Source organism: Streptomyces sp. NPDC050504, from assembly GCF_044458065.1.
Lineage (GTDB): Bacteria > Actinomycetota > Actinomycetes > Streptomycetales > Streptomycetaceae > Streptomyces.
Genome location: NZ_JBITHO010000002.1, coordinates 290073 through 316559, shown reverse-complemented (window position 1 = coordinate 316559; position 26487 = coordinate 290073). Strand labels below are relative to the sequence as shown.

Annotated in this window: 10 protein-coding genes and 1 tRNA gene; 7 read left to right on the top strand and 4 right to left on the bottom strand. The window is 69.9% G+C overall.

All coding sequences use genetic code 11. The features are described from left to right. Window positions 1-214: 214 nt before the first annotated feature. On the bottom strand, window positions 215-970 hold the full coding sequence (locus tag ACIBNE_RS07225) for a GPP34 family phosphoprotein (protein WP_399270455.1): 756 nt from the start codon (window positions 968-970) through the stop codon (window positions 215-217). 650 nt (window positions 971-1620) lie between these two features. Between ACIBNE_RS07225 and ACIBNE_RS07220 the strand changes: the two genes are divergently transcribed. Beyond that, window positions 1621-3816, top strand: coding sequence for a D-alanyl-D-alanine carboxypeptidase (locus tag ACIBNE_RS07220; protein ID WP_399270454.1), 2196 nt, complete (start codon window positions 1621-1623; stop codon window positions 3814-3816). A 183-nt stretch (window positions 3817-3999) separates the two neighbouring features. After that, a complete protein-coding gene (locus ACIBNE_RS07215) occupies window positions 4000-5838 on the top strand; it encodes an MFS transporter (protein ID WP_399270453.1) in 1839 nt (612 codons plus the stop codon). Between the two features lie 77 nt (window positions 5839-5915). Here the strand turns inward: ACIBNE_RS07215 and ACIBNE_RS07210 are convergent, their stop codons facing one another. Next, entirely contained in the window at window positions 5916-6986 is a 1071-nt protein-coding gene (locus tag ACIBNE_RS07210) for a polyprenyl synthetase family protein (protein ID WP_399270452.1), read from the bottom strand. Between the two features lie 415 nt (window positions 6987-7401). Between ACIBNE_RS07210 and ACIBNE_RS07205 the strand changes: the two genes are divergently transcribed. Continuing rightward, entirely contained in the window at window positions 7402-9561 is a 2160-nt protein-coding gene (locus ACIBNE_RS07205; protein ID WP_399270451.1) for an MMPL family transporter, read from the top strand. Window positions 9562-9700: 139 nt separating this feature from the next. Continuing rightward, entirely contained in the window at window positions 9701-10213 is a 513-nt protein-coding gene (locus ACIBNE_RS07200; RefSeq protein ID WP_399270450.1) for a hypothetical protein, read from the top strand. 67 nt (window positions 10214-10280) lie between these two features. On the opposite strand, the gene ACIBNE_RS07195 is transcribed toward ACIBNE_RS07200, so the two are convergent. Together ACIBNE_RS07195 and ACIBNE_RS07190 are read right to left on the bottom strand one after the other, a co-directional pair. Then, window positions 10281-10353 (bottom strand) — tRNA-Arg (locus ACIBNE_RS07195). Window positions 10354-11364: 1011 nt separating this feature from the next. Next, entirely contained in the window at window positions 11365-21129 is a 9765-nt protein-coding gene (locus ACIBNE_RS07190; RefSeq protein WP_399270449.1) for a polymorphic toxin-type HINT domain-containing protein, read from the bottom strand. A gap of 449 nt (window positions 21130-21578) precedes the next feature. Between ACIBNE_RS07190 and ACIBNE_RS07185 the strand changes: the two genes are divergently transcribed. The 3 genes from ACIBNE_RS07185 (at window position 21579) to ACIBNE_RS07175 (ending at window position 26413) form a co-directional block, all read left to right on the top strand. Then, the gene (locus ACIBNE_RS07185) at window positions 21579-23483 is read left to right on the top strand and encodes a tachylectin-related carbohydrate-binding protein (protein WP_399270448.1); all 1905 of its coding nucleotides are present in this window, start codon (window positions 21579-21581) and stop codon (window positions 23481-23483) included. Between the two features lie 163 nt (window positions 23484-23646). Next, window positions 23647-24465, top strand: a complete 819-nt coding sequence (locus ACIBNE_RS07180) for a hypothetical protein (RefSeq protein ID WP_399270447.1) — start codon at window positions 23647-23649, stop codon at window positions 24463-24465. 289 nt (window positions 24466-24754) lie between these two features. Next, window positions 24755-26413: a D-glucuronyl C5-epimerase family protein gene (locus ACIBNE_RS07175; RefSeq protein ID WP_399270446.1), complete on the top strand. Its 1659-nt coding sequence runs from the start codon at window positions 24755-24757 to the stop codon at window positions 26411-26413. The last annotated feature ends 74 nt before the right edge of the window (window positions 26414-26487 follow it).

Below are 26487 nucleotides of genomic sequence, written 5' to 3'. Positions count from 1 at the left end.
CAGACTGCCACCAAATGCCGTGTCCGCGCTGGAGAATGCGCGCATGCGCGCACGGGACAGCCCTGTGGCGGCTGCCCCGTGCGATGGTGCGGCTCCCGGACCGGGTCTTGGGGACGTCGGCGCGGCGGTTGCGGTGCTGGGTGGTACGGGGTGGTGCCGGTCGCTGCGCGTGCCGATCACGGCGCGCGCCGCGCGTGCCGCGGTGCGGTGCCGCTCAGTGCACCGCCGCGCGGGCCATGCTTCCGCGGTGCTGCGGTTGCATCGGCATGGCCGTGGCCGTGGCGGCGGCGCCCTGCCGGGGTCCGCCGCTTCCCTGGCCGACTGCCTGGCTGCGGCGGGGCTGTGCCGCCACGCCGTTCTGAACGTCCATCACGGCGTGCGCCACGAGGCCGTTCATCGGGTCGTGCCTGATCAGATCCCGGAGCCTGGAGCGCGACGAGCGCCCCTCGTTCCCGGGATACAGGTGCTTGCCGAGACCGACCGCGTGGGCCAGGGCGGCGAGCGCGGCGGTCCGCGGGTCCGGTGGGACCCCCGTGCGGATCGCCGAATCCAGCCTGGACCTGATGTCCCGGCTGATCGCCGTGTCCGTCGCCTGGTAGCGAGTCGTCGGCAGCACTCCGCACATCTGGCCCGCCACGGCATGCACCATGCCGCACCGCTCCAGATGCGAGAGGTAAATCTGGCGGAGCCCCAGTCGGGGTCCACCGATCCAGTGGACGGCCCGAACCGGGCTGCCGCGCCTGCGCAGCAGCTCCAGTGCGGAGTCCAAAGTCGGATCTCCGGTCGGCCGTGGCATCACCACGGCGATACGATCCCCGTCTGGGGCTATCCGTCCTGCCAGAGCCAGCTCCACTAGCTGTGCTCCGGCGAGGCCGAGGTCGAGCGACTGCGGCTGCGCTGTGGTACCCGTGGCCGGGTCCAGAGCGAGCAGCAGAAGCTCCTCCGGAAGTGTTCTGCGGCTCCTGCCCATCCATGCCTCCCCGCGTGGATGAATGACAGGGTGACCCCTCTCACATTCATCTGTCGAGAGTGCCTGGGCGCTTCGTACGGGAACCAGTAGGTATGTCGTTCTCGTCTAGCGGGTGGGCCAAGTACTCACAGCAGGACACTGGTACACGGTTCGGACAGGGCGGGGGTGTCCCGCAACGGCATGAGGAGGCATCGGTGGCGGGCCAGTCCCCGGACAAGTCGGAGCAGCGCAGTCCCTCGGGTGAGACCCAGGGTGAACGCGATCCCCGGCTGTCGGTATTCCGTGAGTCGGGCGACGGCCCGGGGGACAGCCCCACGCGGGTGTTCAAAGCGGTCCCGGAGCCGGACCCGGACGCGCAGGGCGCTCCGGACGGCGACGCGCGCCTGAGGGCGGCGGTGGCGGCGTGGGCCGCGACGGCGGAGGAGGGCTCCGACGGGCCCGACGGGCCCGACGGGCCCGACGGGCCCGGTGAACCGGGTGAGCCGGAGGGGTCGGACGCGTCTGGCGAGTCGGATGCGTCCGGTGAGCCCGATGGTTCCGATGCGTCTAACAGGTCTGACAGGTCTGACAGGTCTGACAGGTCTGACAGGTCCGATGAGTCCGGTACGCCGGAGGAGTCGGGTGCATCCGGTAAGTCCGGGGAATCCCGAGTGTCCGGCGGGGCGGAAGGTTCCGCCGGATCCGACGAGGACGAGTCGGGCGCGCCGGAGAAGTCGGATGAATCGGGCGGGTCCGAGGCCGGGGAATCCCCGGCGGCGGGCTCTCTGGAGGCGGGGTCCCCGAAGGCGGAGCCCCTGACTGCGGAGTCCCCGAAGACCGTGGTCCTGACCGGTGGCGCCGGGCAGTCGCGCGCCGCCGAGGAGGAGTCGGTAGTCACCGCCTCGACCGGTGACGACGAGGCGCCCCGCGAGCCGGAGGGCGAGGGCTCCCCGAAGACGATGTTCCTGAACCGCAACGCCCTGGCCGCCGCGCCGGAGGCCGCGGAGACCGAGGGCGACGCGGACGCCGAGGGCGGGACCGCCGGGTCCGTCGCGCCCGCGAAGGGCGACTCCGGGGCCAGCGCCCCCGAGGAGGACGACGCTCCCGAGCCCGAAGGTAAGGTCACGCCCTCCTGGGCCAAGAAGGGCGCCGCCCCCGCCGTCGACCAGCCGACCGCCGTCTTCAAGGCGCTCCCGCCCCCCGCGGACCCCGCTGACCCCGCGGAGAAGCCGCGCGTCGACCACGCGACCACGGCCCTGAAGATCACGCCCCCGAAGGGTGACGAGAAGGACGGGGCCGGGAAGTCCGGCGCCGCCGGCGGGGCCGGGAAGCCCGAGTCCGACGCGGAGCGCACGAGCACCTTCGTACCGCTGCGCTCGGACGACGTGCGCCCGGCCGCGAAGACGGCCGACCCCGCGAAGGCGGCCGCCCCGGCGAAGGCGACCGGCCCCGCGAAGGCGGCCGCCCCGGCCCCGGAGGAGCCCGCCGCCGCGAAGGCCGCGGCCTCCGCTCCCGTACCGCCCGCCCCCGTTCCCTTCCCCGAGGCCGAGCGGACCCGGCAGCAGCCGATGCCGCCCAAGCCCCCGCTCGACCTCCTCGCGGAGCTGACGAACACCCCGGCCCCGCCCCCGACCCCGGTCCGCAGCACGCTCCGCAGGATCAAGATCTGGACGCCCCTCGTCCTGCTCCTGCTCATCGTGTTTGCGATCGTGCAGATCTTCCGCCCGCTCCCCGAGCCGAAGCTCGCGCTCTCCGCCGAGCCGACCTTCGCCTTCAAGGGCAGCGCGCCCGACCTGCCGTGGCCCAAGGAGGGCCAGTCGGCGATCGACGTCGAGGGCGTCGGCCGCATGGGCCAGTCGGGCACGCAGACGCCCGCGCCGATCGCCAGCATGGCGAAGGCCATGACGGCGTACGTGATCCTCAAGGAGCACCCGCTCAAGAAGGGCGAGGGCGGTCCGAAGATCAAGGTCGACGCGCGCGCCGAGGAGGAGTCGAACCGCCCCGACGAGTCGACGGCCCAGGTCAAGGAGGGCCAGGAGTTCACGCAGCGCGAGATGCTCCAGCTCCTGATGATCCCGTCCGGCAACAACGCCGCGCGGCTCCTCGCCCGCTGGGACACCAACTCCAAGGACGAGGCCGAGTTCGTCAAGAAGATGAACGCCGCCGCCAAGGACCTCGGCATGACGAACTCCACGTACACCGACCCGAGCGGGTACGAGCCGACGACCAAGTCCACCGCCGACGACCAGCTGAAGCTGGCCGCCGCCGTGATGCGGGACGAGACCTTCGCCGAGATCGTGAACATGCCCGACGCCACCATCCCGGGCATCGACGGCCGCATCTACAACAACAACAACATCCTGCTCAAGCCGGGCGTGGGCGGCATCAAGACCGGCTCCTCCACGCCCGCGGGCGGCAACCTGCTGTGGTCGGCCGCCACCGTCGTGGACGGCAAGGAGCGCCGCGTCCTGGGCGTCGTCATGGGGCAGAAGGACGCGGTCAAGCTCGCGGACAAGCTCCAGCTCGCCATCGACAACAGCTACAAGCTGATCGTGCCCGCCAAGGACTCGGTGACCTCCGCGACCGTGATCAAGAAGGGCCAGGTCGTCGGGTACGTGGACGACGGGCTCGGCGGCGAGACCCCGGTCGTGGCGACCAAGGACCTGAAGGCCCTGGGCTGGCCCGGTCTGAAGGTCTCGATCGGGATCGACGACGCGGGCAAGAAGGTGCCGGGATCGGCGAAGGCTGGCACGGTGGTAGGACAGCTCACCGTCGGCACGGGCCCCGGGAAGCTGACCGCGCCGGTCGCGCTCCAGTCGGACCTGGCGGCGCCCGGGTACGGAAAGAAGCTCACCCGCATCGGCTGAGCCGCCGGCCGGCCCCAGGGGCCGAGCAGCGGAAGTGGGGGGGAAGCGGCGCCGGTCTCCCGGCACCCCTTCCCCCTACATGTACGTGTTAGCGTCCCCGGGCAACTCAACGGCGCGGGGAAAGCGTCCTTGCAGATGCCAGTGAAACGCAATCGGGGACGGGAGAAGACGGGGAGTGCCGCAGTGACCACCGCGGAGCCGAAGCCCACCCGGGACATGGACGGCGGGGCGCGAATACGCCTGCCGCAGCCGCGCCGCGCCCACGGCCGGGTCCCCGCGGCACCGCCCTCCTCCGCCCCGGCGGCGGAGCGCCTGCGCTGGCTGCTCAGGCACCCCGTGACGATCGCCACGGTCGTCGCCGCGGTCCTGCACGTCGTCTGGTTCTTCTTCCTCGCGAACAGCGGCGGGGACCTGGCCGCGCAGGACGCCTGGGCGGAGTTCGTGGGCCGGCACCCCGGCTCCGCGTACAACCTCGCCTGGTACGGCGGCATGCACCCCGTCTCGTACAGCGTGATCTCGCCGTACCTGATGTCGGTGTTCGGCGTGCGCACCACGATGATGATCGTCGGGACGGTCTCGGCCGGTCTGACCGCGCTGATCCTGACCCGCATCAGGGCCGTCCGCAATCCGCTGGCCTGCTCGCTCGCGGGCGTCTTCGCCTTCTTCTGCAACGCGCTCTCGGGCCGGGTCACCTTCGGCCTCGGCATGATGTTCGCGGTCGGCGCCGCCGCCGCGGTCTTCGCGTGGCCGCACCGCTGGCGCCACAAGCGGTGGGCCAAGGCCGCCGTCGCCGCGCCGCTCGCGGGGCTCGCCACGGCGGGCAGCCCGGTGGCCGGGCTGTACCTGGGGGTCGTCGCGGCGGCCCTGTTCCTGAACAAGCGCCGCCCCGGCGCGTACGCGCTGGGCCTGGCGCCCGTCGCCGTCGTCGCCGCCTCGCACTTCCTGTTCCCCTTCTCGGGGACGCAGCCGATGTCCCTGTGGACGCTGTCGCTGCCCTTCCTGTACGCGGTGCTGGTCTACGTCCTCGTACCGAAGAACTGGCGCACCGTGCGCACCGCCGCCGCCGTCTACGGCATCGGTACCGTCCTGACCTGGATCGTCGACTCGCAGATCGGGTCGAACGTGTCGCGCATGGCGATGCTCTTCGCGGGCATCGCGCTGATCGCGGCGCTGCCGTACGCCGTGCCGAAGTCCCGCAAGTGGTACGCGCTGCTCGTCGCGTTTGCCGGGCTGAACTTCTGGATCGGCTTCAAGGGCGTCGACGACATCATCCGCACGGCTCCCACGGCGTCCTGGACCCGTGAGCTGGCCCCGCTGGTCGACCAGCTGAAGCGGCTCGACGCGGAGAAGGGCCGGGTCGAGGTCGTGCCCGCCAGCAGCCACCGGGAGGCGTCCGCGCTCGCCCCGTACGTGAACCTGGCCCGCGGCTGGAACCGGCAGGCAGACATGGAGCGCAACCCGCTCTTCTACGACGACACCCTCAACTCCGTGAACTACCGGCAGTGGCTCGACCGCTGGGCCGTGCGGTACGTGGTGCTGCCCAAGGGCGACCCCGACTCGTCGGGCGCCGAGCAGGAGGCGGAGCTGGTCAAGGAGGGGCAGCCGTACCTGAAGCAGGTGTGGGGCGACGCGAACTGGCAGCTCTTCGCCGTCCAGGACCCGACGCCGATGGCCGAGCCGCCCGCGACGGTCGACGAGGCGGGCGCGGAGAAGGTCGTCATCCACGTCTCCGAGCCGGGCCGGGTGCTGATACGGGTCCCGTACTCGCCGTGGCTGAGCCTCGTCGACGAGAAGGGCAAGAGCGTCGACCCGCCGGAGGAGACGGAGGAGTCGAAGCGGCGGGACGGCGACGGGCCGAAGACGTTCACGAACCCGAACGGCTGCCTGATCAAGGTGGAGAAGAACTCGGCGGGCGACGAGTGGACGGAGCTCGTGGCGCCGAAGGCGGGCGTGTACCGCCTGGGGGCCCCGTACAAGATGCCGCGGGGCACGGCCTGCCCGGACGAACTCCGCCAGCCGTAGGGACCCTGTCGCCCCGGGCGAGTACGGCGCCCCCGGCGGGTACGGCGCCCCGGGCGCCGTACCCGGCAGGGACGCGCCTAGCCGGTCCGTACCGCCACGAACGCGCAGAGCGCGAGCAGCGCCCGCCGCGCGGGCACGTCGGGCAGCGCCTCCAGCGCGGACCTGGCCAGCCCCAGCCGCTCGTCCCGCAGCTCGCGCGCCCGCTCCATCGCCGAGGACGTCCGCAGCAGCCCCAGGGCCTTCTCCCGCGCCGCGGGGTCCGTGGGCGCGGCCTCCAGCAGCGCCCGCAACTCATCCGCCTCCGCGCGCCCGGAGCCCGCCGGCCCCTCCGCGCTTCCCGAGAGCGCCAGCAGTACGGGCAGGCTCGCCACCCCCACCGCGAGGTCCTTCCCCTGCTCCTTCCCGGACGCCTCCGCGGGCGCCGTGACGTCCAGCAGGTCGTCGGTCATCTGGAAGGCGATGCCCAGCTGGGTCCCGTACTCCTCCAGTGCCCGCCCGGTCTCCTCGGACGCCCCGCCCTGCACGGCGCCCAGCCGCAGCGCGAGGGAGAAGAGGGCGGCGGACTTGTCGGACGCGACCCGTACGTAGTGCGCGAGCCGGTCCTCCCCGGGCGCGGGCCCGATCAGCTCGGCCATCTGCCCGCGTACGAGCCGGTCGGAGCCCGTCGCCTGGAGGGGCACCGCCTCGGGCCCCAGCTCGGCGGAGAGCCGGGTCGCCCTGGCTATCAGCCAGTTGCCGGCCATGACCGCGACGCCGTTGCCCCAGCGGGCGTTGACGCTGGGGACGCCGTGCCGGATGGTCGCGCGGTCCATGACGTCGTCGTGGTAGAGCGAGGCGAGGTGCACCAGCTCGGCGACGACCCCGGCCTCGACGACCCCGTCGCGGGCGCCCTCCGTACCGGGGCCGGCCCGCTCCCCGAACTCCCCACCCAGCAGCGCGAGCAGCGGCCGCATCCGCTTGCCGCCCGATCCGACGAGGTGCCCCACTATTTCGACGAGATACGGATCCCCGGATTCCGCAACGCACGCCAGCAGGCGCGATTCGACCCGCTCCAGATCCCGGAACAGCCGCTCTTCCAGCTCCGGTTCGCGCATTTCGAGCCGGGAGACAATGGAACGTACCCGGATCCCTGCAACCGATGCGGACATCCGCCCCTCCTCATCAACGTGACGGCATTCACCGCCAGTGAATCACCAGGGCTTACCGGGCGGCGAAATCAGGTCCGAATTGGGCGAGGTCATCGGCTCAACCCCCTTGTGCGAACGGTGGATTGGGCGTTCTATTCTCGACAGGGCGGCGCCGGACCCCCACGGGCCGACCAGGCGTTCTCCGCCCTTCTCATCCCCAGGTGCCATGCTCATGACCTCCGTGTACACCGAGGCGAGTAGGCGGGTCTCCACCGTGCGGGGGATACCCCTCGGTCTGCGGGTCGATTTAACGGGTTCTTCGTTGCACGGCCCAAATGAAGCCCCATAGCGTTTCGTTGCCGCCTGAATACCTGACCATCAGACATGCGTCAGGCACGCAACAGGCAGGCAACGGAATACGCATCGAAGGAGCGTCATGTTCGGACGGGTAGGACGGTTCTCCGTCAACCGCCCTTGGCTCACCATCGTCGCCTGGATCCTCGCGGCGGTGGCGCTCTCCGCCTTCGCGCCGAAGCTCCAGTCGAGCACGGACCAGTCGGACTTCCTGCCCTCGCACTACGAATCGGTGCGGGTGTCGAAGATCGAGGAGAGCGCGTTCCCCAAGAAGGAGACCACGGCTGCCATCGTGGTCTACCAGCGGGCGGACGGGGGCAAGCTGACCGCCGCCGACAAGGCGGACGTCCTGAAGGTCACCCAGGGCCTCCAGGCGAAGAAGTACAAGACGTTCGCGAAGGTGGAGACCAACCCGCAGTCGGTCTCCCAGGACGGGCTGCTGGCCCTGGCGAACGTCTACTCCACGGAGAAGGACCCGATGGCGCAGAGCGAGGAGGCGTTCGACGACGTCGACGCCCTGCGCGAAGCGGGCAAGGGCCTGATCAAGGGCACCGACCTGGAGATGGGCGTCACCGGCAACGTCGCGCAGTCGGCGGACGCCACCAAGTCCGCGGGCGACACCGACGCGATGATCATGTCGGCCACGCTGCTCCTGATCATCGTGCTGCTCGGCGCGATCTTCCGCAGCCCGCTGATCGCGCTGCTGCCCGTGGTGATGATCGGCGTGATGTTCGCGGTGGCCAACGGCTTCATCGCGACCGTCAGCGACGCCTTCGGCATGGAGGCCGACTCCAGCGTCACGCCGATCCTGATCGTCGTCCTCTTCGGCGTCGGCACCGACTACATCCTGTTCCTCCTCTTCCGCTACCGGGAGCACCTGCGCCAGGGCATGGAGCCCAAGGAGGCGCTGATCCTGGCGGTCTCCCGGGTCGGTGAGACCATCGCGTCCGCGGCGGGCGCGGTCATCGTGGCCTTCCTCGCGCTGGTCCTGTCCACCATGGGCAGCATGCGCGCCATGGGCCCGTCGCTGGCGATCTCGGTCGCCGTGACGCTGGTCGCCGCGCTGACGCTGGTCCCGGCGGTCTTCTCGTTGCTGGGCACGAAGGCGTTCTGGCCGTCCAAGGCGTGGAAGACCACCCCGAAGAACGCCATGGCCAACAGCGTCGGCCGGATGACCGCGCGCCGCCCTGCCCTGGTCGCCGCCGTCTCCGGCGGCGTGCTGGCGATCCTCGCGGTGGGCGCGCTCGGCTTCAAGGCGGAGTTCGACCAGTCCAGCTCCCTGCCCAAGGACCTGGAGTCCGTACGGGTCATGGACGACGTGCAGAAGAGCTTCTCGGCCGGCCAGGCCGACCCGGCCTTGGTGTACGTCAAGTCGCAGAACGGCGCGGCGCTCGACAAGGCCCAGCTGGCCGCCTTCGAGAAGAAGGTCGCGGGCTTCGAGGGCGTGGGCAGCGTTTCGCCCGCGACGCCGAACGACAAGGGCGACGTCGTCATGTACAGCGTCGTGCTGAAGCACAAGCCCGCGTCCGAGAAGGCGATCGAGCTGGTCGGCGGTGACCTGCGCAGCGAGATCCACGACGCGGCGCCGCAGGGCTCCAAGGCGTACGTCGGCGGCATGACGGCGGTCCTCGCCGACATCGAGACGGCCGTGACCCACGACTACAAGCTGGTGTTCCCGGTCGCGGGCCTCGCCATCATGATCATCCTGGGTCTGCTGCTGCGGAGCATCGTGGCGCCGCTGTACCTGATGGTCGCGGTCGGCCTCGGCTTCACCGCGACGCTCGGCTCCAGCGTCTGGCTCTTCCAGGACATCAAGGGCGAGAGCGGCATGCTCTTCATGCTCCCGGTGATCGTCTACCTCTTCGTGGTGGCCATCGGCACGGACTACAACATCCTGATGGTGGCCCGACTGCGCGAGGAGATCAGGCAGGGCCACGGCCCGCGCGAGGCGGTCCGCCTCGCGGTCTCCCACTCGGCGCCGACGATCAGCGCGGCGGCGATCATCCTGGCGGGTACGTTCGGCGTGCTGATGCTCGCGGACAACTCGATGCTCCAGCAGATGGGCTTCGCGGTGGCGTTCGGCATCCTGCTGACGGCGTTCGTGATGGCGCTGCTGCTGGTCCCGACGGTGACGAGCCTGCTCGGCCCGAAGGTCTGGTGGCCCGGCCACCGCCCCGAGCCCGACGCGGGCACGGTGCCCCGGGCGCACGAGGCCCAGGAGCGCATCCCCAGCAACACCTGACGCCCTCCGGCACGACCGTCCGGCGCCCCGCCCCCTCCCGAGGTGGCGGGGCGCCGGTGCGTGCCCGCCGGTGCGTGCCCGCCGGTTGGTGCGTGCCTACCCGTTGGGGCGCGCCGAGGCGCCGGTTAGGCTCGCGCGCATGGGAGCAGCCACCGCCGCCATGGTCACCGCAGTCGTCGGCGTACTCGGCACGCTCGCCGCGCCGTTGGTCCTGACGTGGGCGACGCGCCGCCAGCGCGCGCAGGAGGTGGCGGCGGAGGACGGGCGCAGGCTGTACGAGGAGCGGCGCGCCGCGTACACCGCGATGAACCGCTCGGCGCGGCACTTCCACACGATGCTGAAGGACGCCCTGCACCGCCTGCGGGACGGCGTCTACGCCGAGGCGGACCGCGCCCAGGTCGAAGAGGCCCGCCGCGACTACCGCGACCGCTACGCAGAGGCCCAGATGATCGTCCCGGAAACGGTCCTGCGGGCGTCGCGCGCGGTCAACAAGGTCCTGGCGGACGTGGACGCGAAGACCAAGCGCATCGACCGGGGCCTGGCGAGGGACGGCGAGAGCGCGGAACAGACCCTCCGCGACCTGAAGGCGGCGGAACCGGAGCTGACGGCGATGCGCCGCATCATGCGCGAGGACCTGGGCGTCTCGGACTGACCCGGGGCGGGGGAGACGAAGAAGAGGGGCCGCCCACGGATCCCCGCGGACGCCCCCTCCTTCCCTGTGCCCCCGGCAGGATTCGAACCTGCGACACCAGCTTTAGGAGAGCTGTGCTCTATCCCCTGAGCTACGGAGGCGGGGCCTCGCGCGGAACGCATCCGCAACAAGGTCCAGGACTGCTGGTGAGTGCAGCCCAGGACAGCGTAGCGGATGGGAGCGGCGGCTCGTGATCGCGGTGGGGTGTTCCGCGGCCGAGCGCATCCGGGGTGGGTACGGGCTGCGGTATTCCAGGATGGGGCGGGGAGGTATCAGGCAGAGAGTGCTTGGTGTTGAAGACGGCGCCTGAGCGGGCTGTATTCCGTTCTCTCTCATGGGCGGCTACGGCTAGGTGTGGACGGGCCTGCCGCGTCGCACCGGCGTCGCCCAGGATGATGGCATTCCCGATGCCTGTCAGGCGGGCAGTGAGCGTTCTGGAGGGTGGTCCGGTGCCGGAAGAGAGATCCGGGGCGCTCCTAGCTGCGGCGGCTGCGACGGTGGGGCTCAACTTGGTGGTAGTGGCAGGCCGTCCGGGGCAGTTGTTTCGCCGTATGGCTGCCGCAGTGCGCGGGGCTACCCGTCTCCCAGGTCGTGCACTCGTCCGTTGCCTCGTGAGACTCTGCCTGCGGTGTGAGCCATTTCTCGGGTGCGATCACTTGGCCTCGGGCCTGCCCTGCGCCTTTCGTTTTGCAGGTGCAGGGCAGACCCGTGCAGCGAATTGGAATATTTATTCCAATTTGTAAACTGACAGGTCCGGCTCAGCCCAAGATGCGTAGCCGAGGATGTTCCTGTGCGTCAGCTTTTCGGTGGAGTCGTCCACTAGTACGCGACGTACTCGAGGTGAATAGCGAATCCGGTATTTAATGCCCTCGATCAAGACGGATCCGAGGTCTGTCGAATCGTCAGGGTTGCGGTCCTCGGGTGTCTCGATTACTTCCCATCCGGCCTTGCGCGCCAAATGAACCCAGACCTCAAACGCCCTTTCGGCGTCTCGATCTCTTCTAATGGCCCCGCCGACGCGTGCAAGGATCTGTACAGGGTCCATGCGATCTTCCAGCATTCTCTTCCCTATGTAGTTCCGAGGTGAAAGGTTGAGATCGGACTAATTCGGCCTATCCGGACGCGCTCCACCAAGCCGCCTTGCCTGAATTATCCCATATATAAGTAAATGTTGATCCCGTGTCTTCGGCCGCACGTCTCATGGCGCCCATGCAGCTCGGGCAAGGCGGCGCGGTTCCGTCGATGACTACGTAGCCATTCAACGGGACTGGTGTGTCCATGAAGAACTCGTCGTCCTTGGAGATCTTCTTGCCATAGCTCGGAACTCCGCCGGCCATGCGGGCGGCCCGGTTTTCGGTGTGGCTAAGGGCCTCGCCTCCCCGAAGTCCCATTGCCTTCTCCGAAGGCCTCTGCGCGCCACTGCGAATGTCGTATTCGTGCAAGACCTTGCCGCGCGAATCATGCACCGTCACGCTCGCAAAGTGTGTTTTTTTGGTGGCGGGGCAGGCGTTAAGAGCATCGAGGTCGACGTTATGAACGAGGACCGGCGTGGTGCCCGCCAGCACATAGTACGTATGGGCCGTGTCGACGCTCAGGTTGTAGACCGCGGCCTGTTGGGTCCAGGCGCGGGCCGCGTCGAGCTGGACCCAGGTGCCGGTGCCGGTCTGGAGCCACTGGCCGGGCCGGAGTTCGCCTGCGGTCAGCCACTTCTTCAGGCTGGGGACCCAGAAGGGGTGCCCGGTCGTCGCGGTGATCTTCTCGGTGGCGTCGCCCTTCTCGCCGTCGGTGTCGACGGTGAGCTCGACCAGGTGCTTCTCGCCCTTGCCGACGATCGTGTCCGTGACCTCCTGGGGGGAGGTCTTCCCGGTCGTGGGGTCCGTCGCCAGGACGACGTCGCCCTCCTCGACCTGCTCGATCGGTTTGCGGCTGCCGTCGGCCATGACCACTTCGGTGCCCGCGACGAAGCTGTTGCCGACGGCCGCGCTCGCCGCCACTGAGCAGGAGACCGCGGTCTCGACCCTGCTGATCGCCGTGTCGACCTTCTCGACCGCGTTGCCGACCTTCGTGGCGACGTTCGCGATGTCGTCCGCGTGCTTGGCGGCCTTCATGCCCATCCGGCCCGCCTTGGCGGAGCGGACCAGCAGGGCGCCCGCGCCGCCCGTGGCGGCGCCCGCCACGGTTGCGAGCGCCCACGCGCAGGACTCCATGTCGCCCTGCGTGACGCACCGCTTCATGTCGTTGAAGCCGGTGGCCTCGCCGATGGCGTTGCCGATGGTCTTGACGCCCTCCCAGGCGGCCGGGGCCAGGTCCACCGCCGCGTCGACGATGTCCTTGACGTCCTCAACGACACTGCCGATCTGCTGGACCGCCGCGTCGCGGAGCCGGTCCGCGGCGGCTCCCAGGTCCTTGACGACGTCACGGGTGGCACTGACCAGCGCCGCGGGCGCGTTGACCGTGGCGCTCACGATGGCCGTACCGATCGCCATCAGGGGCTTCGTCGCGGCGGCGATGTGCGGCATCGGGTTCAGCTTGGCCGCCTTGGCGAGCACCGCCTTGGTGTTCCGGGTGATCGTCTTCTTGATCTCGACGGCCTCCCGCATGGCCTGCTCGGCCTGCTGCTTGGCCCACCGTTTCGCTTCCCCCGACGTGAAGAAGCGTGCGGTGTCCCTGCCGAAGTCGACCAGCTGCTTGGCCCCGGGGGTGTTCCTGTAGAGGGATTTGAGGCCTCCCCAGCTTGTCTTGAGCGCCCAGGAGATGCCGGACGAGGCATAACGAAGGCCCGTCTGGATCCCGCCCCACACGTACTTGGCGCCCTTGGTGATGTAGCCCCAGGTCGCCTTGGCTCCGCCCGCGACCTTGTTCCCGACCCAGACGGCGCCGTCCTTCACGTAGCCGGCGCCCTGACGCGCCTTCTTCGCCCCCCAGCCGAGGGCGCTCGTGCACCAGCCGCAGCCCCAGTTCCCGTCGGGGTCGGTGAAGTCGAGCGGTGCTCCGTTCCCGTAGGTGTAGCGGTTGGCGAGGATGGAGGCGCCGGACGAGTACTGGTAGGTGTCGCGGGAGTCGAAGGCTCCGGTGCCGGGGTCGTACCAGCGGGCGCCCATGTTCACCTGGTCGGTGTCCGGGTCGGTGTAGTCGCCCTGGTAGCCCACGTTGCCCGAGACGCCGGTCGTGCCGCGCTTCTCGCCGAAGGGGGCGAACGCCGCCTTCTCCTCCAGGGAGGACGCCGCGCCGTCCGTCGCCGACATGCTGCCGACGACGTCGCCGTGCTGGTCGGCGATGGTGAGCCGGGCGGGCCCCGATCCCTCGGCCACGGCCAGGAGTTCGTCGCCCGGACCCCTGCCGTAGGTCGCGGAGTTGTCCTTCACCGGGTCGGGCGAGGCGCCCGCGTACGTGAAGTCCGTGCCGTTGCGGGAGAACACCCGGTCCAGCGCGTCGTAGGTGTACTCCGTCCCGCTCTCGCCCGCCTTGGTCATGCGGTCGAACGCGTCGAAGGTGAACTCTTCCTTCAGGCCGGAGCTGGTGCGCGAGGCGAGGGTGCCGCGCTCGGTGTGGTCGTAGGTGTAGTCGCCGTCCGACAGGACGCGGTTGCGCTCGTCGAAGGTCGCGGTCTTGGCGCCGTTCTTGACGCGGTTGCCGCTGTCGTCCCAGGCGTACTCGGTCCTCTCGCCCTCGGCCTCCCACCCCGTGAGGCGGCCCGCCTGGTCGTAGTCGTACGTCTCCTTGCCCGGCTTGGCGGTTCCGGCCGAGGTCTTGGCCGTCAGGTGGTTGTCGATGCTGTAGTCGTAGTCGGTCGACATGACCGCGGCTCCGGTGCCGCTCTTGAGCGTGTCGGTGTCGACGCGGCCCAGTTCGTCGTAGGTCAGCTCCCGGTTCTGTCCCGCCCCGTAGCCGATCTGCTTGATGAGGCCGGCCGCGTCGTAGCCGAAGCTCTGCCGCGTCCGGGTGAGCGGGTCGGTGCTGGACGACAGACGTCCGCTGACGTAGCCGAAGGAGGCCGTCCCGGCCGCGTCGGTGCGGGAGGTGAGCTGGCCGTCGCTGTTGTACTCGTAGGTCGCGTCGCCCGAAGGGCCCGTCGCCTTCAGGAGCAGCCCGCGGTCGTCGTACTCGTAGGAGTTGTCGCCCTTGGGCGTGGACGCCTTGGTCACCCGGCCCAGGACGTCGTACGCGAACTTCTTCTCGGGCGTGGCGGTTTCGGCGCCGGAGCCCGTCGCCCGGGTGACGAGACCGGCCTTGTCGTACTCCTGCTCGGTGACCACGCCGCCGGGTGCGGTCGCCTTCACCTTCCGGCCCGCCTGGTCGTACGCGACGGTCCAGGTGCGGGCCTGCGGCGCGGGGTCGCGCTCGGTGGCAGGCTCGATCACCGACTCGGGCAGGCCCAGGGTGTTGACGGTGTAGTAGGTGGAGTTGCCGCGCCCGTCGGTGTAACGGGTGCGGTTGCCCGCCGCGTCGTAACCGAAGGACGTGGTGATCGACTTGGTGTCGGAGACCGGCTCGGTCTGGGTGGTGAGCCGGCCCAGCGCGTCGTAGGAGTAGGTCGTGGTGCGCTTGAGCGCGTCGGTGGACGAGGTGAGGTTGCCGACCTTGTCGTAGCCGTAGCGGACCTCGCGGAGCAGGTTGTTGGTGCTGTCGAGGCTCTCGTCCCGGACGAGCCGTCCCAGCACGTCGTAGGTCTTGGCGGCCGTCCGCCGCATGCCGTCGGTCTGCCGCACCTGGCGGCCCAGGGAGTCGTACCCCAGCTCCGTGACGACGCCCGCCGGGTCCACCAGCCGCGTCGGCTGGCCCAGCGCGTTGTACCTGACCTGGGAGTAGGCCCCGCCGGGCGCGGTCTGCTTGAGGACGTTGCCCAGGTCGTCGTACTCGCTGCGGCTGGTGAAGGCCGCGGGGACGGGCTTGCGTTCGATCTGGGTGCTGGTGACCATGCGGTCCAGGTCGTCGTACGTCGCCTCGGAACGGCTGCCCGTGGGGCTGACGACCGACAGGAGCTGGCCGGTGCGCGTGTAGGAGTACTTCCACCGGGCCCGCTCGTCCCCGCTGCCGACGGGCACGTCCTTGGCCGTCATGCGGTTCTGGCGGTCGTAGGCGAACGTGGTGACGCGGCCCAGCGGGTCGGTCGTCTCCAGGACGTTGCCGAGCGCGTCGTAGCGGTTGGCGATGCTCGGGGTGACCGACGTGTCCGTCCCCGGTGCCTTGTAGGCGGGGGAGGACGCGGACACGGCCCGGCCGAGCTGGTCGTAGGCGGTGCGGCTGACGTTGCCCAGCGCGTCCTGGGTCTGGGTGACGGCGCCGAAGGTGTCGTAGCCGGTGTAGCTCGAAGGACGCGCGGCGACCGGGGCGGAACCGCTGGTCTCCGTCTGCACGGAGGGCGCGGTGGCGGACAGGGAGCGCCCCAGCTCGTCGTAGGCGTAGTCGGTGACGTTGCCCTCGGGGTCCTTGGCCCACGTGGTCAGGCCGCGCTGGTCGTAGCCGTACTCGGTGGTCTGCGGGGCCGTGCCGTTCTCGACGGTCTGGGACTTGAGGTTGCCGACGGCGTCGTAGACGTAGCTGGTGTTCTTGGACGCCACGGTGACCGGCCAGGGGACGTTGGACGGGTTGCCCGTCTCCCTGGAGGTCAGCACGTTGCCCGCGAGGTCGTAGGTGTACGAGGTGCCGCGGTGCGTTCCGCCCGGGTCCGCGACCGTCGACGCCACGCGGCCCACCGCGTCGTAGGTGTACTTCGTGACGGCCTTGCCGTTGGCCGCCGTCTCCGTCAGGACGTTGCCCGCGCCGTCGTACTCGTTGGACTCCAGGACGATGTCGCGCTTGGTGCCGTCGGGGTCGTGGAAGTCCGTCAGCGTCGTCGACTTGACGAGGTCGTCGCCGAAGTACTTGTAGACCACGGAGCGGCCCATCGAGTCGGTCTGGCGCGCGACCCGGCCGCCCGCGTCGTAGGCGACCGACTGGAGGACGGTGTGGTCGTCGTCCCCGCCGTCGTCGTCCCAGTCGTGCAGACGGCTCTCGGCGAGCATGTTGCGCGCGGTGTAGAGGTAGCTGAAGCGGTTGCCGTTGCCGTCCACCATCGACGTCTTGTTGCCCGCGGCGTCGTAGGCGTACGTCGTCTCGTTGTCCTCGGCGTCCCTGACCTTCTCCGGGCGGCCGTGGTCGTCGAACTCGAAGGTCATCACCCGCGGCTCGTCGCCGCCGAGCAGGTCGCTGACCTCGGTGCGCACCACGTTGCCGTCCGCGTCGTAGGCGGAGGCGGCCTTCTGCTGGTGCTTGCCGAGGGTGATGACGTTGGTCGCCGCGGGATCCGTGGTGGAGGTGAGCCGCGAGAGCTTGTCGTAGGTGTAGGTGGTCGTGAGGCCCGCGGGCTGGGCGTCCGTGACCAGGGTCTGGGTGAGCTTGCGGCCCAGTTCGTCGTACGTGAACCTGGTGACCGCGCCCGAGGGGTCGGTCACGGCCGCCAGGTCGCCGTTCTTGACGTACTGGTAGCGGGTGACCGCGCCGCGCGGGTCGGTGGTCGTCAGCGGAAGGCCCGCGGGCACGTTGCCGCCGCCCACCGCCGCCTGGGTGCCGTCGGTGTAGCTGTGGCGGACGCTGCCGCCGTCGGGCGCGGTCTGCGTGGCGAGCGCGCCGGACGGCGTGTAGGTGTAGCGGGTGCGGTAGCGGTTGTCGGTCGCGCTCGTCGAGCGGCCGTCACGCGATTCGGAGGGCTGGTCGGCACGCAGGTCGAAGTCGTCGGCGCCGACCGGGTAGGTGGTGTACGCCGTCTGGCAGTCGCCCGGGGCACGGCACGTCGTGCGGCTGGTGATGTTGCCCCGGTCGTCGTGGCCCAGGGTGACCGTGTCGCCGTTCTCGCTGTGCACCTCGGTCTGGAAGCCCTGGTTGTCGTACTTGAAGGTCCGGATGGCCACGCCGTCGAGCGGGAACTCGATGAACTCGGGTTCACCGCCTCCCCCGCCGATCGGGGTGGTGCAGAACGTCGGGTCCTGCGGGTCGGGCTTGCTGCACGTCGGAGACGGGGTCGGCGAGGGGGAGGGGGACGGGGACGGCCTGGACGCGCGCGGGCCGATGCCCAGGGGGGCTCCGTAGCGGAGCATGCGCGAGGTCAGTCCGTCGTACTCGTAGAAGTACGGCGAGCCGAGCGGGTCCTGGACCTGAACCGTGCGGCGCAGGTCCTTGTCGTCGCCGAAGACGGCCGGGGCGCCGACCTTCCAGGCGCCGCCGTTGCGGTCGGTGTACTCCTCGACCCGGTCGCGGGAGACGTCGTACCGCACCTCGGACGCGACGTTGCCCGAAGGCAGCGTGGTCTTCGTCAGGACGTCCGAGGCACGCAGCGCCTCGCGGTAGTGGCCGGCGACGGCCGCCGTGCCCAGCGGGTGGTGGTAGACGGCGACGTCGTCGATGGTGCCCGCGAAGGAACGGGCGCCGGTGGACCCCCAGCCGGGCCAGGACGCGGGGGTGGTGGCGTGGGCGGCACCGATCTGGTTGAAGGTGAGGTCGCCCTGCACCACCTGCTTGCCGGTGATCGTCCCCGACAGCTTCCCGTCCAGGTAGAGGCTCTGGGTCGAGCCGGAGACGGAGAGCACGGCGTGGTGCCACCTGCCGTCGTTGACGTTCTTGGTGCCGTCGGTGATCGGGGCGACGGTGCCCGTGGCGAACTGGCCGCGCAGCTTGCCGTCCGTACCCACGTAGAGCAGCGGGACGCCGACTCCGGGAGCGGTGCCCCACGCCTTGTTCTGGTAGCCGATCAGCGGTCCGCCGACTCCGGTGGCGATGGTCTTGAACCACACCTCGACGGCCTGGTCGCGGCTCTTCTTCACGGTGCCCGACGGCAGGCCGACCCGGGACGTGGACCCGTTGAAGACGGCCGCGGTGCCCGGGTCGCCCGTGATCGCGCCCGCCGCTCCCAGCTTCACGTCGACGTACGTGCCGCGGTCCTTGCCGAGGTTGCTCTCGTTGGCACTGGCGGCCGCGGTGCCCTCGTCCTCGCCCAGGCGCCAGTACGACTCGGGGCGGGCGTCCAGGACGGTGGTGCGGTAGTGGCTGCCCTGCTCGTAGGTGTACAGGGTGCAACCGCCGGTCGGATCGCAGACCTTGTCCAGCAGGTCGCCGGTGTAGCCGTACGTCCAGCTCAGCGGTGCCCCGTCCACCGGGTTCGTCGACACCTTCGTGACGTGGGCACCGGTCCAGGTGAACGTCAGCGAGCGGCCGGTGCGGGAGTTCACCGCGGTGGAGAGCCTGCCGCCCGTGTAGGTGTGGTTGACCGACCCGTTGAAGGGATCGGTGACCTTCACCAGCAGGCCGGTGTTGCTGAAGTCGTACGTCGTCCCGGCCTTGTCCTGGAGCTTGTACGTGCCGCTCGGCGTGGCCAGGGTCAGCTTGGCGAAACGGCCGGACGGGGGCGCGAAGGTGCCGTCGGCGTTCTTGCCGAACCGCACGTCCTGCCCGTCCGGGTAGCGGATGACGACGTTGCCCGTCCCGTCGTCGTCCGGGGTCAACCGCATGTCGTACCGCGTCGACCAGCCCGCGCCGAACGCCAGGTCACGGCGCGGATCCAGGCTGTTGTAGGTGCGCACCAGCGTCATGTCGGGCCCGACGCCGGTCACGGACGAGTCGATCGCCGACGTGGTGAAGTTGCCGATGTTCGGGTCGAACTCCTGCCCGCCGGACTGCGCGAGACGGGAGGTGATCTCGGGCTGCGGCACCGAGGTGAGCAGGGCGACCCGCGCGGTCGGCACCTCGGTGGACGCGTCCTTGACGAACCCGCGCCACAGATACGTCTTGCCCCACTTCAGCCGCCCGGCGGGAACGGGGTGGGCCGAAGTCGTCTGGTAGGCGGAGGTGGTGCAGGCCGTCGGCTTGTCCGCCTCGTCCGCCTCGCAGATCTCGAACTTGTACTGGAGCTTCGACCCGGCGGGGGCGTCGATGTCGACGCCGGCGGCCCACAGCTGCGGAGTGAGGGTCTGCGCCTGGTAGCCGTTGGGCGGGAACTGCTCCTTGACCACCGGCGCGATGTCGTACACCTGGATGGTCAGCCGGCCCGGCGGCACCTGCTCGTCGGTGAAGACCTTGCCGCCGGTGCGGACCATGGTGAAGTCGAGCAGGTAGCCGCCCGGCGGCAGCGCCTTGATCGTCGCGTCCACGGTCGCCTTCGCGCCGTGCGCGACGCTGCCGGGCAGGGCGCCGGCGCGCTGCTGGGAGACGAGCTTGCCCTTGGAGTTGTAGAGCCGGTACGCCAGGTAGTAGGTGGCCGGGGTCCAGGTTTCGGCGCCCCGGTTGGTGACGACGACCTTGACCCTGCCGTTCTGGTTCTGCAGAACGGGCGGATCCGGCACGGGCTTGGGGAAGGCGTAGGCCGCGTCGTACGGGGAGTGCGTGACGTACAGCTTCGGCGGGTTGGCCGTCGAGTGGCCGGTGAACTTCTTGTACGCGAGGGGGTCGGTGGCCGAGGCGCGCACGGACAGGCCGTGGTTGGCCCTGGTGCCGCTCACCCAGCCCTGCACGAGGTCGCGGCCGGCCTTGCCGAGGTCGAGCAGTTCGGCCGCGGGAGGGCACCCGGACTGCGTCTGGCCCAGTCCGACGTATCCGTAGGAGAAGGACTTGGACACCATGGCCGGGCCCACCGAAGGCCCCGGGTAGGACGTGCCCGTCCCCGCCGTCCACGCCTCGGTCACGGGGTGCACCGAGACGGAACGCGGCTTGCAGGTGCCGGAGTCGTAGTTGACCAGCTGCAACTGCGCACCGAAGACCTTGTGGTGCTTCAGCTCCTCGTCGAGACCGGGGAAGCCGAGGTAGGCGGCGCTGGCGCCGTTCGGCCCCTTGCCGATCTCCAGCTCGCTGGAGCCGACGACCGAGCCGCCGCCGCGGACGCTCATCGAAGTGGAGGCGTTGGTGGCGTCGACGGAGGGGTCGACCCGGACGGGGAAGGCGCGGGCGGGGTCGCGCAGCCACGCGGCGTCGACGGAGACGCGCAGCGCCTGTCCGCCGTCGGCCCCGACCAGCTCGTAGCGCACGGCCTGCGAGACCGTCTTGTTCGCGTCCTCCATGTACCCGGCCGGGACGACCGCCTTCGTGCGGCCCCCGGCGTCGAGGAGCAGGATCGCGCCGTTCTCCTGACGGGCCGTCAGGCCCGACAGCCTCAGCGGGAACAGGAAGTCGGTGGGCGCCGCGGCCGAGCGCAGGACCAGGGTCTCCTTGACGCCCCCGGCCTGGGAGTCCAGCCACAGGTCGGTCTCCGGCAGCACGTCCGGGTAGCTGACCCGGCTGCCGTCGGCGGTGCCCGCGCTGGGGGCGGCGCCGTCCAGCGCGTACCCGAAGGTCTCGCCCGTGGGGAAGGCGAGCGCGGCCAGCTCCGCGCTGTCGGCGCGTCGGGCGATGCGCACGCCGACCGCGTCGGCCGCGTTCGTCCAGCTCCCGTCCCGCTCGACGAGGCTGGTGTCGATGGGCTGCCAGTCGCCCTTGCGGTCCCGGTAGTTGATGGAGGTGGTGGCCAGCTCGGTCGTGCGCGTGCCGTCCTCGTTGGCGTACGTGCGGCTGCGCTCGTCCCGCTCGGCGGTCAGCTCGCGGCTGGTCCTCCGGTCGAACCCGGTCGTCTCCGGCGCGGGCGCGGCGGCCACGGCGACGGTGTTGACGCGCGGTGTCGGCCGGGCCGCTGCGGGCGTGGTCAGGGGGTACTTGGACCGCAGGGATTCGGGCAGCTCGGTGTTGCGCGGCCCGTCGACCAGGTGGTCGCGTCCCTCGGCGCTGCCCCACCGCTGCCCGGGGCCCTTCGCCCCGGGCAGCGGGTCCGGGTACAGCGGGAATCCCACGTCGGCCACGGCGAGCGAGACCGTCGCCATCAGCATCGCGAGAACGAGGCCGATCGCGCGGCCCCACTTACTGCGGCGCAACCTGGTCATCAGGAAATTGCGCGCGAGCCGCCGATACGAAGGCACAGTCCCCCCACAGGACAAGAACAGAAAATTCCAAGCTTCCGTATGGGAACCCACTGCTCGACGCTTGTACAGGCCACCCAGGGGACTGTTATGCCCTCGTTATCGCACCTCGCTTCCCCTAGGGAAAGTCGCCCGCAATGTCAAAACGTTATCTTTGGTGGACGTGCCTGGCGGGTTGCGTTGCGGAGTTCATTTTTCAACCCTCCTTCAATAAGTGGCTGTCGGCGGGTTTCCACCTCGTGTCTGCCGCCGACTGGTGCGCTGCACCTTTTGGAGAAGTCGGCCTGTTGTGTGATACATCGATGGGGATTGGCGTCAGCGTCGCCAGTCGATCCTGTGCTTGCATTTCCATTCCCTGGGGGCTCGTCTTGTCCAAATCCGTTTCCCGTTCGCGCCGCCGCGCCACGGCGCTGATGACCGCAGTGGCTGCCGCGCTGCCGCTTCTCGCGGTCACCCACGGCACCGCGCAGGCCGCTGATTCCGCGCAGTGCGCGACCAACGGCCGTACCTACATCACGAATTCGGCCGGAGATCTGTATCAGTACACGATGCCGACGCCGCTGACCGGTGCCACATTGATCTCGGCCACCAAGATCGACAGCGGTTGGGGCGGCTACGGAAAGGTCATAGCGGGCCCCGGCGGTCAGTTCTACGGCTTCAAGAGCGACGGCACTTACTACGCCCACCGCACGTCCGGCGGTGTTTGGGACGTGAAGCCCACGCGCATCAACACGCCGCTCACCCTGGCGAATTTGGGCAACAAGAACCTGGCCACCGTGGACCGCAACGGCTGGCTCTGGATCGTCGACAAGCTGGGTCAGCTCTACGCCTACAAGTACGACGAGACCCAGGGCCTGCTCTCGCTGCGCGTCCTCGACGCGGACTGGGACCGCTACAACCTGATCACCGCGGGCGACGGGGGAGTCCTGTACGCGCGCGCCGCGGACGGTCGGCTCTACCGTTCCCGCTTCGACGTGACGAGCCAGCGGTGGATCGAGCGGCACAAGCTGGTGGGCGCGGGCTGGGAGGGCTTCAAGTCGATCAGCGGGGGCGGCGGCGACACCCTGCTCGGGGTGAAGGCCGACAAGGGCGACGCCTTCTACTACCGCTACGACGAGAACACCGAGAAGTGGGTCGTGCTGGCCAAGCAGGTGGTGGCCGCGGGCTGGGACGCCTACACCAACGTCATGTCCGCGCCCGACACCTGCCGACTGCTCTCCAACGTCACGCCCGCCAAGCCCGCCCTCGCGAAGGAGCAGTACAGCCGTACGGCGGCCATGCAGTCCGCGAGCGGCCACCTGGAGTTCGCGTACGCGGACAACATCGGGCGCCTGAGGCACGGACGCTCCGACCCCTCCGACCCTTCCCTCGTCCAGTGGCAGGACATGCAGGTGAACGAGGCCTTCACCGGGCAGCCCCAACTGGGCTCCCAGGAGAACGGCCGAGTCACCCTCACCGGGCACACCATCGCGGGCAACGTCCTTGAGGGGAACCGCAAGAAGGACGCCCCCGCGGACTGGGAAACCTGGCGTGAACTGGGTGGCTACATGCCGCACCGCGCCACTCTCGGCACCACCCCGTCCAAGCTGCTCGTGCAGTTCGCCCTGGACGGTGAGGGCAAGCCCTGGTACCGGGCCCAGGCAACCGCGAACGGTCCCTACAAGGGCTGGATACAGCTGGCGGGTTCGGGCTTCGACGGCCCGGTGACCACCGCGACCGTCCGCGACGGCATCCAGCTCTTCGCCAAGGACGCCACCGGGAAGCTGTTCACCGCCCTGTTCAAGCAGGACGGCACCCTCACCCGCTGGTCCGGCCTGGGCGGCCCGGCGATCAAGGGCACCCCCGCCGTCGTCACCTACCCCGGCTTCGTCCTCCGCGTCGTCGCCACCGACTCCGCGGGCAACGTCGTCACCACCGCGCAGAGCGTCGAGGGGATGGCGTACGGAGCGTGGAGCACCGTCCCCGGGGTGACCGCGCAGGGTGCGCCCGCCGCGCTGATCGCCCCGCAGTCCGGCCTCACCGAAATCATGGTGCGCGGCACCGACGGATTCATCTACAACACCGGCGAAACCCTCCAGGGCAGCGGCACGTGGCGCACCTGGCGCAGCCGCTCGGAGGAAGTCTCCGCCACGGATCCCACGGTGCTCTCCTACTCCAACGCGGACGGAATGACGTGGGGAGCCGTATTCCGCACCGCTGACAACCGGAACATCCTGCTCAGGGCGGAGTACGGCACCTTCAGTGCTCAGCGCGGCGCACTGGCCGAGACCCCGGAGTTCGCCCACCAGAAGCTGACCGCCGCCCCCGAGGCGCCGTAGCCCTCCGGGCAGGGGGGGCGGGCGCCCACCCCGCCCCCTCTCCGGAGATACCGGCTGCGACCGAACGCGCGGCCCGTCTCGGCAGTTTGCGTGCAGCACGCTGGAGACCCCCATTGCCCTGTACGGGCTCGGTAATGAAACTCGATGAGAACGGGAGAGGCGCATGATCGCCAACCGGAAGATGAGGCTGATCGCGGCGGCGTCGGTACTGGCAGTCGCCGGAATCAGCGGCTGCGGACCGGAAGGCGAAGGAAAGAGCGCCTCCGGCAAGGCGGCTGAGAGCGCCGCCCCCACTGAAAGGCCGGAGAAGCCCTCCCCGCCCGCCGAGCCGTTCGCCGGGCTGAGTGCAGAACAGATCGCCGAGCGCGCCTTTCAGGCCACCAAGAACCTCTCCTCGCTCAGAGCCTCGGGCTCGGGTCTGATGGAGGGCAAGAAGATGACGTTCGACTTCGCGTTCAACAACAAGGGCGCGTGCACCGGCAAACTCACCCAGGCCGGCATGGGCCAGGCGGAGGTCCGGATCAGCTCCACCAAGCGGACCTACATAAAGGGCGACGAGCAGTTCTACCGCAGCACTATGGGCAAGGAAGCGAATCCCGAGGAACTCGATCTCCTCCTGACGATGTTCAAGGGGCGTTGGATGAAGGTCGAGAAGAAGGACGCCCAGGAGCTGGGTTCCCTCTGCGACATGGAGGACCTGTTCGACGAGATGGATGTCGACAGGACCAAGGGGCTGGTCAAGGGTGCGCCCGCGCAGGTCGGTGGGAAGCGGGCCGTCACGCTCGTTCGCAAGAGCGGTGCGAAGAGCATCACCTACTACGTCGCTGCCGAAGGCAAGCCGTACTTCCTGCAAGTCACCAAGAAGGCGAGCAGCGAAGGCCCCGACCACTTCGTGTTCGGTGAGTTCGATCGGCCGGTCGTCGTTCCCGATCCGCCCGCCGACAACGTCCTCGACACGAGCGAGTTCACCGACGCGGGCTGAACCAGGGGCCCTTGGCCGTCGGGCCGGGTTCGGCGCGCGGTCACCGTCCGGCCTCGTGAGGTGTCGGGGCAGGCGGATTCCGGCCGATGCGTTCCCGGTGGTTCCACGCGTTCCCGGAGAACGTACAGTCCTCAATGAGCTCCGTGAGTCTCGAACGCCTCTCCGGTAGTCGTTCGTCCCGTCGTGCCCCGAGGGGCGTCAGGTGCCATCCGCGCGAACCGCGCACCCGACGCCCCTCGCGGCCGGTCTCCACACCACCGCAAGTCATCCCACAGGAGAAGTTCCTTCCATGCGCATATCCGGCCCCGGTGCCACCCCCGTCGACCGTCGCAGGCTGTTCAAACTGACCGGGGCCATGGCGGCCGGTCTCGCCGTGGCCGGTCACGGGGCCGCTTCCGCCGCCGCTCGTACCTCGCCGGCGAACGAGGTGTTCGTCGGCGCTACGGGACCGTCCCTGCCCACGATCCCCGTCACCCCGCTCCCCGACCCGCTGCTGGAGGGCACGGCCTCCGCACCGGCGGCCGCCCCGCACATCCCGTACGCGAGCCCGGCCGCGCCGAGCGCCGCCGCGGCGAAGGCGCCCCGGGTGCCCGAGAAGCTGCCGTTCGCGTTCAAGCGCAACGGCTACACCTGCAAGGACGTCCCCGACGCCATGCGGCCCTGGCGCGACCGGCTGGCGCCCTACGTCGACAAGGCGGCGCACGACGCGCAGGGCGTGCGCATGTACAAGCTCGACGGCAAGCTGTACGAACACCCCGTGGGCCAGGCGCAGTTCGGCCTGGAGAACCTCGCCACGTACCGCGTGGGCGGTGACGCGTTCTACTTGCAGCGGGCGAAGGCGCAGGCCGACCGGCTGGTGGCCAAGCGCATCGAGAAGGACGGGGCCTGGTACTTCCCCTACCCCTTCAACTGGAAGAGCCCCTCGCACGGCCTGAACTACAAGGCCCCCTGGTACTCGGGCATGGCGCAGGGCGAGGCCCTGAGCCTCTTCTCCCAGCTGGCCCTGCTCGACGTGCTGCCCGAGGCCGAGCGCGCGGCGTGGAAGCTGGCCGCCGACGGCACGTTCGCCTCGCTGCTGCGCGTGGCGACGGTCAAGCCGTGGGTCATCAACAAGGACGCCGCGGGCTTCCTGTGGATACAGGAGTACCCGCAGGAGCCGGTGCCCAAGTCGGACTACACCTTCAACGGCTACATGTTCGCCGCGCTGGGCCTGTGGGACTACCACCGCCTCACCGCGAACAAGCTCGCCGAGCAGCTCTTCGACGGTGCGCTGACCACCCTGAACCAGTACTTCAGCGGGCTGCGCAACAAGAACTGGTACTCCTTCTACTGCCAGGTGCACCGGGCCCCGACGGACCACTACCACGTGATCCACATCGACCTGCTGCGTCAGCTGCACTGGCTGTCGGGGAACATACGGTTCGCCTACCTGTCCGAAGTGCTGATGGACGACTACCCCTACCCGGGTCTCGGGAAGGTCGGCACCGTCCAGCTGGCCGCCGGGCGCCACGTCTTCTACGACTTCGACGACAACGGGGCGGTGAGGTCCTCCAAGACCGTCCAGCTCAACAGCCCGTCCACCGCCCCCACCGCGAGGCGCGTGCGGATCAAGGGGCGGGGCATCCACTACCTGGTCTCGGCCGGCCGCCTCAAGGGCCTGTACGTCGCCGAGTCCTACCCCAGGTGCTACCTGGCGGGCGAGTGGTTCCGCGCCGAGTACCTCCCCCAGCGCAAGGCCACCTTCCCGGCCGGGGTCTCGATCACCCTCCACAAGATCAAGGACACCGGCAAGGTCACCGCGAGCAAGACCGTCAGGTTCGCCAAGCCGTCGGTCGCGTCCTTCGACCGCAGGTCGGTCGTGAACGGCCGCACCATGATCCGCATCTCCGCGGGCAGCCTGACCGACTACTGGGCCCCCGTCCCGCAGGTCGCCACCGACCGCGCCTGAGGCACGGACCGCGCCTGGGGTACGGGCCGCGCCTGAGGCGCCGACCGCGCCTGGAGTACGGGCCGGGGGTCCCG

Bases quoted from the DNA above. Each gene is read 5' to 3' on its own strand.
- ACIBNE_RS07210 (WP_399270452.1), bottom strand. From the start codon at position 6,986: ATGTCCGCATCGGTTGCAGGGATCCGGGTACGTTCCATTGTCTCCCGG.
- ACIBNE_RS07200 (WP_399270450.1), top strand. From the start codon at position 9,701: ATGGGAGCAGCCACCGCCGCCATGGTCACCGCAGTCGTCGGCGTACTC.
- ACIBNE_RS07175 (WP_399270446.1), top strand. From the start codon at position 24,755: ATGCGCATATCCGGCCCCGGTGCCACCCCCGTCGACCGTCGCAGGCTG.
- ACIBNE_RS07180 (WP_399270447.1), top strand. From the start codon at position 23,647: ATGATCGCCAACCGGAAGATGAGGCTGATCGCGGCGGCGTCGGTACTG.
- ACIBNE_RS07225 (WP_399270455.1), bottom strand. From the start codon at position 970: ATGGGCAGGAGCCGCAGAACACTTCCGGAGGAGCTTCTGCTGCTCGCT.
- ACIBNE_RS07205 (WP_399270451.1), top strand. From the start codon at position 7,402: ATGTTCGGACGGGTAGGACGGTTCTCCGTCAACCGCCCTTGGCTCACC.
- ACIBNE_RS07190 (WP_399270449.1), bottom strand. From the start codon at position 21,129: ATGACCAGGTTGCGCCGCAGTAAGTGGGGCCGCGCGATCGGCCTCGTT.
- ACIBNE_RS07185 (WP_399270448.1), top strand. From the start codon at position 21,579: ATGACCGCAGTGGCTGCCGCGCTGCCGCTTCTCGCGGTCACCCACGGC.